We start from the raw sequence: 15,567 nt of genomic DNA on the forward strand, positions 1-15,567 counted from the left end.
AACTTTTTTCTTAATAAATACGCGGAGTTTGCATGACCATTTACGACAGCCATTACATCAACGGTGCTTGGCACAAGGCCCATAACCCTGCGGTTCTTGAGGTTCACGACTCCACCACCGAAGAGGTCATGGCGACCGTGCCCCAAGGCACGGCAGAAGAAGCTTCTCAGGCCGTGTTGGCTGCCCGTGCGGCATTTCCAGCTTGGTCGGCTTTGAGCGTTGAAGAACGCTGTGTTTATATTGACAAAATCGTCGCTGGCCTCAAAGCCCGCACCGATGAGATGGGCACCGCGATTGCCCGAGAGGTAGGCATGCCCATCAAAATGGCCAAAATGATTCAGGTCGGCGGCCCCATTTTCAACTGGGGTAACGCCGCCAAAGCAGCCCGCGCTTTTCATTGGCAAGAGCAAGTGGGCAACTCGCTGGTGGTGCGTGAACCCATTGGTGTGGTGGGTTGCATCACGCCGTGGAATTTTCCTTTGAATCAAATTACATTGAAAGTGGCACCCGCCTTGGCCGCAGGCTGCACCGTGGTGTTGAAACCCAGTGAAATTGCCCCCGTCAACGCCATGATCTTGACTGAAATCATCCACGCCGCAGGTTTGCCTGCGGGCGTGTTCAATCTGGTCAACGGCTTGGGGCCGGTGGTCGGCGAGGTCTTGGCCAGCCACCCAGAGGTGGACATGGTGAGCTTTACCGGATCCACCCGTGCGGGCAAGCGTGTGGCCGAGTTGGCCGCTGCTACCGTCAAGCGGGTGACTTTGGAATTGGGTGGCAAATCTGCCAGCGTCATCCTGCCCGACGCCGATTTGGCGGCCGCGGTGAAAGGCACGATAGGCGCTTGTTTGCTCAACAGCGGCCAAACCTGCTCGGCGCATACCCGCATGCTGGTACCCATCAAGCGCTATGACGAAGTCAAAGCCTTGGTGCAAGCCACCATCGCCAAATTCACTTTGGGCGCGAGCTTAGAAGAAAACACCCGCCTAGGCCCTTTGGTCAGCGCCGCACAACGAGAGCGTGTGTTGGGCTTTATCCGCCAAGGTTTGGAGGAGGGTGCCGAACTCGTCGCTGGTGGTCCCGACAAACCTGCGTTTGACAAAGGCTATTTTGTACAGCCCACTGTTTTGCGGGTGCAGCCCAAAGACACCTTGGCCCGTGAAGAAATTTTTGGTCCCGTGCTGGTTATTCTGACCTATGAAGACGAAGAGGAAGCGATTCGCATCGCCAATGACACGATTTACGGTTTGGGTGGCGGCGTGTGGAGCGCAGACCTTGACCATGCGGTGGCAGTGGCCAGACAAATTCGCACAGGGCAGGTCGATATCAATGGCGGGCCTTTCAATGGCAACGCGCCCTTTGGCGGCTATAAACAATCAGGCAATGGCCGTGAAAACGGTCGTTATGGCTTGGAAGAGTTCTTGGAATTCAAAGCCATGCAGTTTCCTGTGGCAGCCAAAGCATGAAGGCGCGGTTGCTGTGGGGGGCAGGGGGCTTGTTGGCCTTGGTGCTGGTGGTGCTGGGCGCTGTCGGTGTGTACCTGATGAGGGCGCAACCTCAGCACGAGGGCACATTGCGACTGACAGGCTTGAAGTCAACCGTGAAAGTTTCGCGCGATGGTGCAGGCGTGGTGCATATCGAGGGCGACTCCATGGCCGACACTGCGTTTGCGCTGGGGTTCACCCATGCCCAAGAGCGCGGCTGGCAACTCGAGTTCAATCGCCGCATCATGCACGGTGAATTGGCCGAAATTTTGGGCGAGGCCGCTTTACCTGTGGACAAATTGCTTCGTACTTTGGGTATTTACCAAGTGGCTCAGAAGCAATACGCCGGCTACCCAGAGGATGTGAAAGCCACTTTGCAAGCCTATAGCAAAGGAATACAGGCGTTTTACGCTTCAGGCACTCAAACCTTGTCACCTGAGTTTTTGTTGCTGGGTACCAAGCCCGGTGGTCGCAGCGGCGTGGCTTGGGAGCCTGCTGACAGCGTGGGTTGGGCGCTGATGATGGCACTCGATTTAGGTGGTAATTGGGGGCAAGAAATATCTCGCTTAAGTGTTGCCAAGGTGATGGATACCGAACACCTGTGGCAGTTGTACCCTGGCTACCCGGGTGAAGCGCCTGCCACGCAGGTGGACTTGGCCACGTTCTACAAATCCTTGGGTGTGTATTCCAACAAGGTCACGACGTCGGACAATGCTTCTTTCAGCAGTCATGCCAGTTTGTCTGTGCCTTTTTTAGGCGAGCCTGGCTTGGTGGAAGGCAAGGGCAGCAACAACTGGGTGATTTCGGGTGACCGCACCGCCTCGGGCAAGCCTTTGTTGGCCAATGACCCCCATCTGGGTTTGGGCACACCGGCTATTTGGTTTTATGCCCACCTGAAGTCACCCGAACAAAACGTCATAGGCGCCACCTTGCCCGGCATGCCTTTGGTGGTTTTGGGTCACAACAACCACGTGGCTTGGGGCTTCACCAATACCGGCCCGGATGTGCAAGACCTGTATTTGGAAAAAATCAACCCCGCCAACCCCTTGCAATACCAAGCGCCTGAAGGCTGGCAAGCTTTTGAGACACGCCAAGAAAGCATTCGTGTCAAAGGCAAACCCGATGTGGTTCACACCGTTCGTCGCACCCGTCATGGCCCTGTGTTGAGTGACGCGCAAAGCGCTCACGCTGACATCATTGACACCAGCAAGTTTGTCTTGGCCTTGCGCTGGGCTGCATTGGACGAAGACAACCATACGTTGGTAGCAGGTATGCGTGGCAGCCAAGTCAACACTGTTAAGGACTTTTTGGCATCGTTTAAGGATTACCACTCACCTATGCAAAACATTGTTTTGGCCGATGACCAAGGCAACATCGCTTACAAAGCCATTGGCAAAGTGCCTGTTCGCCGTGCGGACAACGATTTGATGGGCATGGCACCTGCGCCGGGATGGGACGCCAAATACGACTGGGCGGGATGGTTGCCCTTGGAGCAAACCCCTGAAGACCATGGCCAAAAGGGTTGGATTGCCACCGCCAACCAACGCATTACGCCAGCAGATTACCCCCATTTCTTGGGCCAAGACTGGGTGGCGCCGCACCGCATGGACCGTATCACCCAAATGATCGAAGCCAAGCCCAAACATGACATTGAGAGCATGAAAACCATGCAAAACGATGTCCTGTCTTTGTCGACACAGCGTTTGTTGCCGCATTTGCAAGCGGCCCAATCTGTGCATCCGCTGACTACCGCTGCCAAAAAAGCCCTGCATGGCTTCAATGGTGAAATGAAAACCGAGGACGCTGCGCCCTTGATTTTTGCCTATTGGGCCGATGAGTTGACCCGTGCTTTGGTTGAGCCTAAATTGGGCAAAACCTTGTTTGACGCGCAGTATGGCAAGCGCCATTTCCGTAGCATGTTGGAAGACGCCATGGCCAAGCAAGACGCTTGGTGGTGTGCGCCCAAATCCTGTGGCGATCACTCCAGCGAGGCTTTCACCCGTGCGTTGGAGCGTTTGTCCAAAGAACAAGGCAAAGATGTGGCCCATTGGCAATGGGGTAAGGCACACATGGCCATCAGCAGCCATCGGCCATTGGGTAAATCACCATTTTTAGCGAAATGGTTGGATGTGGTTGAACCCAGCCCAGGGGATCCATTCACCGTCAATGTCGGCACCTATTGGCTCAACGAGACCCATGAACCATTTGCCAGTCGCCATGCGCCGTCCTTGCGAGCCATTTACGATCTGAGCGATTTGCAAAACTCGCTCTTCATATACCAAACTGGACAAAGCGGCGTAATCGGTTCTGAGCACTATAAAGACATGTCACATGAATGGGCGACGGGCCATTACCGACCCCTGCAAATGTCGCCTCAGACCAATGCCAGCTTGTTAACCCTTAAACCTTGATCCTCTTTATGGTTTAATACGATGTATATTATGTTAACTAACTGAGATGTCGCCATGAAACTCCTTATCAAGCTTTTAACCCCTTGTTTGCTGGGTTTATCAGTTCTTCAAGCGCAAGCCCAAGACGGCGACATGCTAAGCCTTAGCCGCACCGTCAGCCTCGGCATGCTCAAAGAGCTTGGCCAAAAACTGCAATCGGCCATGGCCGACGGCGGCGCTGTGAATGCCATTGGCGTGTGCAATACCCAAGCACCAGAAATTGCTGGACGTGTATCAACACAAAACCAAGTCAAACTCAGCCGTGTGGGTACACGCGCCAGAAATCCTGTGCTGGGCGTGCCCAACGACTGGCAAGCCAAGGCTTTGGCGCAGTTTGATGCGGCTTTGGCACGTGGCGACAAAGCAGCTGACATGGAGTTTTCAGAAACTGTTGAAACCGCCAATGGCAAAGAATTTCACTTCGCCAAGCCCATCGTGCTTCAACCCATGTGCGTGGCATGTCACGGTTCAGTTGAACAAATCAGCCCCGAGGTCAAGGCCAAGCTCAGCGAGCTGTATCCCAATGACAAGGCGGTGAACTATCAGCCTGGTCAGCTTCGCGGTGCGGTGGTTTTAAGTCGCGCTACACCCTGATTTGTCAAGGTTTTGCAGGGTATTTTTGGTTCCAAGCGGCTTCAAAAGCCTCGATGTATTGCGTGGATTCAGGCTTGTTGGCCTTGCGCGCAAACTCCAAGGCATTAATCCCTAACTGGTTTTTGATACGCGGGTCAGCGCCCTCCTCTAGGAGCAATTTGGTGGCCATGGGCGTGCCGTAATGCGCCGCCATCATCAGCGGTGTGGTGCCATTGGGTGACTCGGCGTCAAGGTAGGCATGGTTTTCAATCAGCAAGCGCATGATGTCGATGTGCCCCTTGGTGGCGGCGTAATGCAGTGGCGTCCAGCCCTTTTGGTTCACGTCAGCGCCCCGCTCAATCAGCCTTTGCGCCCAGTCCAACTGGTTGGTAATGGCAGCCAGCATCAAAGGGGTTTCCATTTGGGGGTTATGGATGCTCAAGTTGGTGGTTTTCCAGTCCATCAGCACTTGAGCGGCTTTGCGCGAGGAATTTTGCATGGCCAGCATCAGCGCTGGTTGACCTTGGGGGTTGGGGCTGTTGGGGTCAAAACCTCGCTCTAAAAGTTTTTGTATAACCTCAGGTTGATCGAGTTCTATAGCCTTGAAAAAATCTTCATAAGAACCTGCTTTAACTGGAAAATATCCAATTAAAACAACACTGAAAATTAAATATTTAAAGTAAAACTTCAACTTAAAACCCCTTGAAACAATCGGTCAAAATTGGCTGAAGTCTGCCTGCCCACCTCGTCGTCTGCAAGCCCGCGCAGACTGGCAATCTGCTTGGCTACCCATGGTACATAAGACGGGTTATTGGTCTTGCCTCTGTGCGGAACAGGCGCAAGGTAGGGGCTGTCGGTCTCTATCAATATGCGGTCCAAAGGCATCCAAGCGGCAATGTCGCGCAAATCTTGGGCATTTTTAAAGGTCAAAATACCTGAAAACGAGATGTAAAAACCCAAGTCTAGGGCGGCGCGGGCGACTTCGGCGGTTTCGGTGAAACAATGAAATACGCCGCCCACAGCCTTGCCACCACCGTCTTCGCCCTCTTCTTTCAATATCGCCAAAGTGTCCGCACTGGCACTGCGGGTGTGAATCACCAAGGGCAGGCGAAGGGTTTGGGCGCAGCGGATATGGCGGCGAAAGCGCTCGCGCTGCCATTGCATATCAGCCACACTGCGCTCGCCCAATCGGTAATAGTCCAAGCCCGTCTCGCCAATACCCACCACCTTGGGCTGTTGGCCCATGGTCAGCAAGTCGTCAAGCGTGGGCTCTTGAACGCCCTCTTCGTCGGGGTGCACACCTGCTGTACACCAAAAATTGTCATGTGCCACGGCCATGGCGTTCACATCGGCAAAGGTTTCCATGCGGGTGCTGATGAGCAAAGCCCGTGTGACCAGCGCAGCTTGCATGGCTTGGCGAATATCGACCAAATTGGCTTGCAGTTCAGGAAAATTCAGGTGGCAATGCGAGTCGGTGTACATGGTTCAGGCGGCATTCAAAGCACGTTGGGCACGGCTTACCCAAGCCTGCAGCAAGAGGCCAGGGTTGTAGGGATGGTCCACGGTACGGGCGCTGTCCATCAACTCCCGTGACCATTGGGTCAGCGTGTTCAAACCAGTGGGTTTGGGAAGATCGCTCGCTTCAAAGTACCTAGGCGCAGCGCCACAGGCCATGGCTTGCATATCGTGGCAAAGCTTTTGCAAAACAGACAAGACCATGGCGGGAGCGGCATCGGCCAGCATGCCTGCTTCACCGCGCAACAGCAACTTGGGCAAACCAGCCCAGTCTTTGGCTTTCATGCCGTCGTTGAAAAAGGCAATGGCGTCATGCGCTCTGCCACCGGCGGCGCGAAGCAGCGCAACAGCCTCAGCGGGTGGCACCGATTGCGCGGTCAGCCAAGCCAAAGCGGGCGCAGTGTCAGGCCAGTTCAGGGTGTAGACCAAGCAACGGCTGCGTAGGGTGGGCAGCAATTCGTGGGCTGCCGAGGTGGCCAATATGAAGCGGGTGTAGGGCGGTGGTTCTTCCAAGGTTTTGAGCAAGGTGTTGGCTGTCACCGTGTTCATTTGCTCGGCGGGGTAAATCAACACCACTTTGCCGCGCTCGCCAGAGCGGGTCATATGGCAAAAGTCCAGCACCTCACGCATGGCTTCCACCCGAATCTCACGGCTGGGCTTGCGTTTTTTCTCATCAATCTCTTTTTCAGCTTTTTCGCCCAGCGGCCAGCCCCTGTCCAGGGCTTGGGTCTCGGGCATCAGCACCCGAAAGTCTGCATGAACCCGCACGCCAATGCCGTGGCAACTGGTGCATTGGCCGCAAGCGCCTTGCGCAGTGGGGGTATGGCATAACCAGCCAAGGGCCAGCGCCAAGGAAAGCTCGTACTGTCCCAAACCAGAAGAGCCTTGGATCAACCATGCATGACCGTCGCGGGGCAGCAGTTTTTCTAGGGAGGTTTGTAACCAAGGTGCCAAAAGACTCATGGGCTGGGCTTGAGATAAAGACGTTCTCGCAACACGCGCATCACCTGCTCGCGCACCTGCTCCAGACTGGCCGAAGCATCAATGCGGGCAAAGCGCCCTGTGTCTGCTTGCAAGCGGTCGGTATAGCCTTGGTGAACTTTGGCAAAAAATGCAGCTGGCTGGGCTTCAAAGCGATCAGGAATGCGGGCGTTACTTAGGCGCTCGGCGGCAATGGAGGGGTCAAGTGAAAACCACAAGGTGAGATCGGGTTGGCGCAAACTGCCGTTGGGCAAGGCTTGAACCCATTGCTCCAACTGAGACAACACCATCAGATCAAAACCGCGCCCAGCGCCTTGGTAGGCAAAAGTAGCATCAGTAAAGCGGTCGCAAACCACCACATCGCCTCTGTTCAAGGCAGGTTCAATCACTTGTTGCAAATGGTCACGCCGCGCGGCAAACATCAAAAGTACTTCACTTAAAGCATCCATGTTGTCGTGCAAGACCATATCGCGCAATTTTTCGGCCAAAGGAGTGCCACCAGGCTCACGGGTGAGCACCACTTGACGCTTGGCTTGAGCGAATGCATCGGCCACGGCTTGTACATGGCTGGACTTGCCTGCGCCGTCTATGCCTTCAAAGCTGATGAAAATCCCGCGGTTCATGCCGCTTATTGTGCCTTGGCTGGGTTGCGCTGGTAACGGTCCACGGCGGCGTTGTGCTTATCCAAGGTTTCGCTGAATTCGCTGCTGCCGTCACCCCGCGCCACAAAGTACAAGGCCTTACTGGTGGCAGGTTGCAAAGTAGCCAGTAATGCGGCCTTGCCCGGCATAGCAATGGGGGTGGGCGGCAAGCCTTTGTGCATGTAGGTGTTCCAAGGATGCTCGGTTTGCAAGTCGACACGGCGCAAATTGCCATCGAAGTCGGCTCCCATGCCGTAAATGACGGTGGGGTCAGTTTGCAAAGGCATATTGATGTGCAAGCGGTTGTGAAAGACGCTGGCGATCATGGCGCGGTCCGAGGGCTCGCCGGTTTCTTTTTCCACAATACTGGCCAAGATCAAGGCTTCTTGCGGGTTTTTCAAAGGCAAACCCATGTCACGGTTGGCCCAAGCCTGCGCCAACTGCTTGTCCATGGCGTGCAAAGCGCGGCGCAACACCGCTACATCGCTGCTGCCTTTGCCATACATATAAGTATCGGGGAAAAAACGCCCTTCAGCAGGCACCTCAGCCATTCCTAAGCGCTGCATCAGTTCTTCATCGGTGTCGCCTTGGGTGTCATGCTTTAAAAATTCGGCCTTGCTCAAGGCTTGACGCCATTGGCGCAGTGTCCATCCTTCCACCAGCGTGATGGCCTTGAGGTTTTCTTCGCCTCTCACCAGTTTTTGCAGCAAATCCCAAGCGTTGGTGGTGTTGGCGATTTCATAGCTACCCGCACGAATCAGCTTGGACTGGCCACTGAACCTGAAAAAGTAATACATCAGAGTCGGCGACACATCGATACCGGACTCGGCAATTTGGCTGGCCACCATGCGCGGTGTTGAGCCTGAGGAAACCGAGAGATCAACGGTTTGGGTGGCCATGGGCAGGGGACGCAATACCCACCAAGCGGCGGCGCCCGCGATGACCAGCGCCATGCCTGTTACCAGCCAAAGGCTGCTCCAAAACCATTTCATTGCCGCTCCTGCGGTGCCAAAAGATGTGGCCATGATAATAGAGGCATGAATGCTTTTTTAGCTCACCCTGACTTGTTGGGTTCTGCCCAAGGTAGCTGCGCCCTGCCCCACCTTGGCATCATCCATGCCCAAGGCGCAGACGCCGCCAATTTTTTGCACAACCAACTGAGCAACGATTTTTTGCTCATGCCTTTAGACCAAGCCCGTTTGGCGGCGTTTTGCAATGCCAAGGGACGTATGCAGGCCAGTTTCATCGGCTTCAAAACCTCGCCCGAAGATGTCTGGCTGGTATTGCGCCAAGACTTGCTGGCGCAGACCTTAAAACGCTTGCGTATGTTTGTGCTGCGTGCCAAGGTGGTGATGAACGATGTGTCTCAGCAGTACGAAGTACGGGGCCTGTTGGGCGATGCGGTGCCTGCCGCCTTAGGTGCAACGCCTTGGTCTTTGCACACAGACCCTGCTTGGTCGGTGCGGCTTTACCCCGCGCAGGGCCATGGCCGTGCTTTGCAAATCGTGGCGTTGGGTTCTGCTTTAACGACGGCTGCATTAGACCTTCAAGATTGGCTGCTGTCAGAGGTTTTGAGCGGTGTGGCAGATGTGCAAGCCGCCACCTTCGAGGCTTTTGTGCCGCAAATGCTCAACTATGAATCGGTATACGGCGTGAACTTCAAAAAGGGCTGCTACCCTGGCCAAGAGGTGGTGGCTCGCAGTCAGTTTCGTGGCACTTTAAAGCGACGCACTCACTTAGCTTCTTGCACTGGGGCTTTGAGCGCAGGTGAAGAGGTATTCAGTGCAAGTGACCCCAGCCAACCTTCTGGCGTGGTGGTGCAAGCTTGTCACCACCCTGTTCATGGTCATTGGGCGTTGGTGTGTTTGCAAAACAGCGCCTTGGAGGATGCTGACGGTGCTATCCACAGTGGCCAAGGTGCGAGCCTGAGCTTGTATCCCCTGCCCTATGTGTTGCGGGAAGATATTTGAGGCCAGCCTTATTTTTCCCACATCGACATACTGAGCGTCTTGCTCAAAGGCTTGATGAGGTAACTCAACACTGAGCGTTCTTTGGCCTTGATCTCAACACTGGCGGTCAAGCCAGGACGCACCTGTATTTCATTGGCCTTGTCACCTTTGAATTCGGTTCCGGTAATCATCACCCGAACACGGTAGTACGTCATAGGGCCTTGCCTTGTTTCTTCACTTAAAACGTCGGGACTGATGTAGCTGACAACGCCGCGCATGGCACCGTAAATCGAGTAGTCGTAGGCATCGAGTTTGACGCTGGCAGTTTGTCCTATTTTGACAAACCCTATATCGCCAGGCACGACCTTGGTCTCCACAATCAAGTTGTTGCTGTCGGGCAATAACTCCATCACAGTTTCACCTTGGCGCACAAAACCTCCCAAGGTATTGACTTTGATATTGTTAACCACGCCATCGATAGGCGCTAACAATTCGGTGTGCTCCAACAGATTGTTTCTGTCTTTCAACTGTTCAATTTGGGTGCTTAACTCTTCTTGCGTTTTGGTCATCTCAGCTTGGGCGTCTTGCAAATATTTATTGCGCTTTGCGCTCAACTGGGCAGCAATATCTGCATTGGAGCGCTCTAAGCGCAAAATTTCAGTCCGGCTCACGTCGCCAGAAGCCTCCAATTGCCGATTGATTTTCAACTCATCTTCGGACAAGGCCAAAATTTTAGTTAATGATTCGATTTCGTCGCGCAGCGCACGCTGGCGCTTGTTGTAGAGCTCGGTCTGGTTTTGAATATAGCTGGTGTAACTCTTTAGCGATGGGTCGAATTGCAAGGGTTTTTCAAAGATTTCAGCCTGTAATCGGGCTAAGGTAATGCGCAATGCTGCTACTTTGGCACTTGTATCCGACACCGCTGCTTGTGCCCTTTCTTTTTGGAAAGTTGCCAGCAATTGACCGGCTTTGACTTTGTCTCCCTCTTTGGTATGCAAGTTGGTTAACACCCCCCCATCACGCGCTTGGATGATTTGGGTGCGCTCAGCAGCAATGATTTGGCCTTGAGTTCGGGTAACTTGGTCAATCGTTCCATAAGCCGCCCAAATCACAGCCCCGACCAGCGCCAGCATGGAAACGCTGAGAACCGCTCTAGAGCGGTTGGGTGGCTTGAATTCGCCAAGCGGTGTTTGGGGTTGCGCTGGATGTGACATGGTCAGCTGACTGTTTGGGGTTGGGGACGTTGTTGAAGCTGTTGCAACACCTCATCGCGCGGACCGTCCATCACAATCTGGCAACCAGCCACCACCACTATTCGGTTCACCAATCCCAAGGTACTGGGTTTGTGCGTCACGATCACCATGGTTTTGCCAGCCTGCGCTTCTTCTGCCAAGACCGACATGCATTGGCGCTCTTGCGATTCGTCCATCGTAGCGGTGGGTTCATCCAACAACAAAATATCGGGGTCACATAAAACCAGACGGGTGAAAGCGACCAATTGTTTTTGCCCATTGCTCAAGCCCTTGCCGCCTTCCATGATGGGGCGCTCCAAGCCTTTGGGATGACTACTCACCACACGGTCCATGCCTGTGCGCTTCATGACCGAAAAAATCACATCATCCCCAGGGTCGGGCAGTCCGATCAGTAAATTTTCACGCAAACTGCCCTGAAACAAACGGTGGTCTTGTTGCAAATAGCCAATTTTTTGACTCAATAAAACACGGCTGATGAACCCCATTTCCATGCCGTCGAGCCGAACATGGCCTTTTTGCGGATGGTACAAACCGCTGAGCAAGCGCAATAAGCTTGACTTGCCCGCTCCAATGGGGCCTAAAACCGCAATTCGTTCACCCGCTGTGATCTCGAGCTTGTTAATCGAGATGACCGGTGGATTTTGACCATAGGCAAACGTCACATCGTTCAGTGCGAAATGCCCTTGCAGACGCGATGGACGCAAAGGCTGGTCCACGCCATGGTTATCCGACTGCAATGTGTACAAACGCTCCAAGCCCTCAAGAGCCGCGTTGGCATGCGAGTGCTGCACCAACAGCCCAGGGACGGCCATGACGGGCGCCAAAATACGGCCGCTCAAGATGGAGCACGCGATCAAGGCACCCATGGTCATTTCACCTTGCATGACCAACAAAGCGCCAGCAATCACCAAACCCGCGTAACTGACTTGCTGCATTGTGGCGGTTAAATATGTCGCGCTTTCGCTGGCATGGCGCATCTTCATGTCGCCTTGGATGCTCAGTTTGTTGAAATTGATCCAGCGCGATAAAAATTTCCAGCCACCCGAACCCGCTTTAATGGTTTCAATGCCCTCTACAGCCTCCACCAGCAAGCCCGTGCGCATATTGGAGAGTCCTGCACTCTCCTTGGCCAAACGCTGGACTTGATTTTTGATCCTTACACCCACCAACAGTGCGATACCGCCAAAGACCAACGGCACCAGCGCCACGATCGGACTGGCGATCACGGCGATGATCACCAAAAAAACAATGCCTAACGGTAGTTCAATCAGTGAAAACAAGGTGTTGGCAGTGTAAAACCCGCGCAACTGCTCATAGCCACGTAATTGCCCTGCCAATCCGCCCACGGAGTTGGGCACTTGGTCAACACGTAAATTAAGCAATTGTTGAAAAACTTCACGCGACAAACGCTGGTCTACACCCACCACCACATAGTCCATCAAGTGCGAGCGTGCCAACTTCATGGCGTACTCCATCAAGATGCTGATTAACACGCCAACGCTGAGCACAATCAGGGTGTATTCGCTGCGGGTTGGGATGACCCGGTCATAGACCTGCATGGAAAAAAGTGACGTTACCAACGCGATCAAACCAATAAATGCCGACGCAAAGCCCGCCTCAATGAGTGGCCAACGGTAGTCGCGCAAGGTTTGATGCAAATGTTGGGCAAAGGTTTTCATGACAGGCTTTTCATTCGCATCATGATGAAGTTTGTATAAATCCTCTTGCTGCTTGAACTCTAAAAGGGCAACCCGACCTTGCAAAACACTTTGCGTCAAAGCCTGTTGACCCTCGGGTGTCACCACAACCCATCGATCCCAAGCGTCAAGTGCCACCACAATCGCCCAGCCGATTTCATCGACATGGCAAAGCGCAGGTAAAAAAGCGGGGTCGGGTTGCTGCAGCATGATGGGGGCTGGCCAACCCAACTCGAGGGCCAGTTGTTGCAATTGCTGCATCGTGGTTTTTTGTTCTTCCAATGCATCTAAGCTGGATCGAAGCGCAAGCGGATCGACTACGCTGCCTTGCAGTTGTGCCAACCGCGACAAGGCCCACTCAAGTTGTTTCAAGCTATTCATGGCGCAGGTGCTTGGTAAATATCTTGGTTTAAATAAACTTGCAATCGAAATTGCGCTCCCATCAAACTGGCTTGCGAATCCCCCAAGGCGTATTCGTTTTGAGCCAGTTCGCGAACTTGATTGAGCAAGTCCACCCAGGTTTTACGGCTGGCTTGAAATTGACGCTCGAAAGAACCCAAAACCGCGTCTGAATCTTTGACCGATTGCTGCAATGCAGGAATTTGCGCATAGGAATGGATAAATTCTTCGCGGTCAACCAACAAAGCATCTTGGATATCTTTCATTGCTGCTTCCACGCCCATGTCGGACTTGGAAATTCGTTGGCCTAGCGCTTTCGCCTCCACCAAGTTGGCAAACCCCGCACCGGGTGTGTAGCTAACACCAGCAAAAACCGTGGTGGATGTGTTTGCGTTATAACCGTAATTACCAATAGGTTTTTCAACCCGCAAATACACCTGAGGCCAGCGCTCTGCCTCTTTGCTGCGCAATCGATTTTGGGCTGAAACCACCTCGTAACGGGCAATTTGAACCGCTGGCCATCGGGTGCTTATGTCGGCCCAGTCGGTTTTATCCAATTGAAGAAGAAATGGCGCTGCTAAAGGCAGGCTTGGCAAAGTTTCTAACGTCTGTACATAGTGGTCTAACCGCTGCATGCCAGACAACAACTCTAATTTTCGCAGCGCCACTTTCAAGTTTCGTTGGGCGTTGTCTAACTCTGCTTGGGTTTGTAGCTGGCGGGAGTTGGCCAAAATCAAATCAATGGGTGCTGAGGCTAACGCATCGACGCGTCGTTGCATTTGTTTTTTCAACCCATCAAGCCTTTCCATGGTATTTAGGGCGATTTGTACGCGTTGATGGGCGGTAACCATGGACTGCCAAGCATTGCAAATTTGCAAGAACAATTGCTTTTGCTGCAATTCAATTTTGAGCTTGCTTATCAGCACTGCGTTTTCAGCCTCAGAAACTTTAGAAGCATTCAGCCCAGCATCCCACAGGGTTTGTTGCACACGCAGGGTGTGGCTGGCTTGCGCGTAAGCATTACCACTGTTGGACTCCACCACGGCAGACACGGCCGGCAGTCGCTGGCGTTGGGCGGCTTCAACATCAGTTTGAGACGCATCAGTTTCTATGCGCGCTGCCTTGAGCAGGGGGTGGTTTTGGCTAGCGGCCTCAAACAGCATTTCAATCCGTAAGGGCTGGGTTGGTCTTGGCGTCTCGGACGTTTGCGCCCCAGCAGAGCAGGTTTGTGCGATCCAGCACAAAAAAAGGCTGAAAACTCTAAAAAATGGAATGATCTGTTTCATCAAAGCTTTTCAATTTTGACAATATTAATATAAAAATCAAAAAATAAAATAATAGTCAAAAAAATAACTCGAAAAATTGATTATTTTTCATAATTTATCAATTTTTGCTGATAAAACGATTTAAATTATTAATTTCACTATTTTTGGTGAATAATTTGATAAATGTGAACAAATTCCAAACTGAATGCCACTACATGCTGTTTGCAAATGTTTTTGATACGAATGAAAGACAAGAATCCAGTCATATCAACGCCTATTAAAGGCAAATCTCAACCCATTCAAGGTCTTGTGGTGCCTGGTTTGGCGATGGAAGTCTCGTCTTCCACTGACGAGGGTAAACCTGACAATAAACTAACTGAAGGACTATTCAGTTCACATATACAACTCTTGCCTGGCAAGCTTCAAACCATAGACGCGCGGGTTCAGCGTCGATTTCGTTTAAGACATAGCACCGACGCAACAACTGAAGAGTTCTTGCTAAATCAGTCCACTGATTTACTGGTGCTTCGTCACGGGGACGATATCTGGCTGTTTGACGCCCAAGGGACGCAATTGGTGCTCAGCGGTTTCTTCACCCAACCAGCCAACCGCTTGGATGTGTTGTTGGATGGCGAGTCGTGGTCTATCGAAGGGCGGGATTCGGGACACGATATGTCTGCGTCAAGCCCAAGCCAATTACTGCACTGGCGTGGGTTAGCTCAAAACTGGCCCGATACCATAAGCCTGAGCAACCCAGAAGGTGAAGTTACTTTTTACAAAACCCAGTTGCAAAACACGCCGGCGACAGGAGGTCAAGTTACAGCCGGCTCCACTGCTTCAACTGCTGCTACAACCGCAGCAACAGCTTCAACGGTTGCAACGGGTGCCAGCTTGTACGGCGTAGCCATAGGTGTAGCAGCGGTTGGGGTGGTAGCCAATAACGCCCTTCAATCAGAAACATCGACTAACAGCACTGTTACTTCCAACAAAGCCCCCACGGCGGTGGTCTTGACCACGGCCTTGACCAACAACACCATCGATGAGAACACCAGCACCACCACTAGCACCAAGGTGGCCGACATTACCGTCACCGACGATGCGCTGGGCACCAACACCATCACCTTAAGCGGCACGGACGCCGACAGCTTTGAGGTGGTGGACAACGCGCTGTACCTGAAGGCGGGGGTGGCGCTGAACTTCGAGGCCCAGTCCAGCTACGCCGTGAGCGTGAATGTGACCGACAGCACGGTCAGCGGCAGCAGCGCGGTCACGTCCGATTACACCTTGTCGGTCACTGATGTCAACGAGGCCCCCACGGCGGTGGTCTTGACCACGGCCTTGACCAACAACACCATCGATGAGA

13 protein-coding genes are annotated in these 15,567 nt (G+C 53.2%); 5 read left to right on the forward strand and 8 right to left on the reverse strand.

Annotated elements, in window-relative coordinates; all coding sequences use genetic code 11:
• The first annotated feature begins 32 nt into the window (after positions 1-32).
• The 3 genes from AC9UEO_RS07510 to AC9UEO_RS07520 are packed head-to-tail and all read left to right on the forward strand — an operon-like array spanning position 33 to position 4,525.
• Positions 33-1,463 (forward strand): aldehyde dehydrogenase family protein, encoded by a 1,431-nt coding sequence (locus AC9UEO_RS07510; RefSeq protein WP_509531646.1) that lies wholly within the window; start codon positions 33-35, stop codon positions 1,461-1,463.
• The gene (locus AC9UEO_RS07515) at positions 1,460-3,892 is read left to right on the forward strand and encodes a penicillin acylase family protein (RefSeq protein ID WP_509531649.1); all 2,433 of its coding nucleotides are present in this window, start codon (positions 1,460-1,462) and stop codon (positions 3,890-3,892) included. Before AC9UEO_RS07510 ends, AC9UEO_RS07515 begins: the two co-directional genes overlap by 4 nt.
• A gap of 54 nt (positions 3,893-3,946) precedes the next feature.
• A complete protein-coding gene (locus AC9UEO_RS07520; RefSeq protein WP_509531652.1) occupies positions 3,947-4,525 on the forward strand; it encodes a Tll0287-like domain-containing protein in 579 nt (192 codons plus the stop codon).
• Positions 4,526-4,529: 4 nt separating this feature from the next.
• On the opposite strand, the gene AC9UEO_RS07525 is transcribed toward AC9UEO_RS07520, so the two are convergent.
• From AC9UEO_RS07525 to mltG, 5 genes are read right to left on the reverse strand one after another with little or no spacing between them, the layout of a single operon-like run.
• Positions 4,530-5,195: an ankyrin repeat domain-containing protein gene (locus tag AC9UEO_RS07525; protein WP_509531655.1), complete on the reverse strand. Its 666-nt coding sequence runs from the start codon at positions 5,193-5,195 to the stop codon at positions 4,530-4,532.
• On the reverse strand, positions 5,192-5,986 hold the full coding sequence (locus tag AC9UEO_RS07530) for a TatD family hydrolase (RefSeq protein ID WP_509531658.1): 795 nt from the start codon (positions 5,984-5,986) through the stop codon (positions 5,192-5,194). The genes AC9UEO_RS07525 and AC9UEO_RS07530 overlap by 4 nt, the downstream gene beginning before the upstream one ends.
• A gap of 3 nt (positions 5,987-5,989) precedes the next feature.
• Positions 5,990-6,982 (reverse strand): DNA polymerase III delta subunit-related protein, encoded by a 993-nt coding sequence (locus tag AC9UEO_RS07535; protein ID WP_509531661.1) that lies wholly within the window; start codon positions 6,980-6,982, stop codon positions 5,990-5,992.
• Positions 6,979-7,623, reverse strand: coding sequence for a dTMP kinase (tmk, locus tag AC9UEO_RS07540; RefSeq protein ID WP_509531664.1), 645 nt, complete (start codon positions 7,621-7,623; stop codon positions 6,979-6,981). Before tmk ends, AC9UEO_RS07535 begins: the two co-directional genes overlap by 4 nt.
• A gap of 5 nt (positions 7,624-7,628) precedes the next feature.
• The gene (gene mltG / locus AC9UEO_RS07545) at positions 7,629-8,633 is read right to left on the reverse strand and encodes an endolytic transglycosylase MltG (RefSeq protein ID WP_509531697.1); all 1,005 of its coding nucleotides are present in this window, start codon (positions 8,631-8,633) and stop codon (positions 7,629-7,631) included.
• Between the two features lie 45 nt (positions 8,634-8,678).
• On the opposite strand from mltG, the gene ygfZ reads away from it, so the two are divergent.
• Positions 8,679-9,611 (forward strand): CAF17-like 4Fe-4S cluster assembly/insertion protein YgfZ, encoded by a 933-nt coding sequence (gene ygfZ / locus AC9UEO_RS07550; RefSeq protein ID WP_509531667.1) that lies wholly within the window; start codon positions 8,679-8,681, stop codon positions 9,609-9,611.
• Positions 9,612-9,619: 8 nt separating this feature from the next.
• On the opposite strand, the gene AC9UEO_RS07555 is transcribed toward ygfZ, so the two are convergent.
• The 3 genes from AC9UEO_RS07555 to AC9UEO_RS07565 are packed head-to-tail and all read right to left on the reverse strand — an operon-like array spanning position 9,620 to position 14,102.
• Positions 9,620-10,804: a beta-barrel domain-containing protein gene (locus AC9UEO_RS07555; protein WP_509531669.1), complete on the reverse strand. Its 1,185-nt coding sequence runs from the start codon at positions 10,802-10,804 to the stop codon at positions 9,620-9,622.
• 2 nt (positions 10,805-10,806) lie between these two features.
• Positions 10,807-12,921 carry an ATP-binding cassette domain-containing protein gene (locus tag AC9UEO_RS07560; protein ID WP_509531673.1) on the reverse strand — a complete coding sequence of 705 codons (2,115 nt, stop codon included), beginning with the start codon at positions 12,919-12,921 and terminating at the stop codon, positions 10,807-10,809.
• Positions 12,918-14,102 (reverse strand): TolC family protein, encoded by a 1,185-nt coding sequence (locus tag AC9UEO_RS07565; protein ID WP_509531676.1) that lies wholly within the window; start codon positions 14,100-14,102, stop codon positions 12,918-12,920. The genes AC9UEO_RS07560 and AC9UEO_RS07565 overlap by 4 nt, the downstream gene beginning before the upstream one ends.
• 597 nt (positions 14,103-14,699) lie before the next feature.
• Between AC9UEO_RS07565 and AC9UEO_RS07570 the strand changes: the two genes are divergently transcribed.
• The coding region (locus AC9UEO_RS07570) for a cadherin repeat domain-containing protein (RefSeq protein ID WP_509531678.1) at positions 14,700-15,567 on the forward strand (868 nt) is incomplete at its 3' end.

It is taken from the genome of Limnohabitans sp., from assembly GCF_040401495.1.
Lineage (GTDB): Bacteria > Pseudomonadota > Gammaproteobacteria > Burkholderiales > Burkholderiaceae_C > Limnohabitans.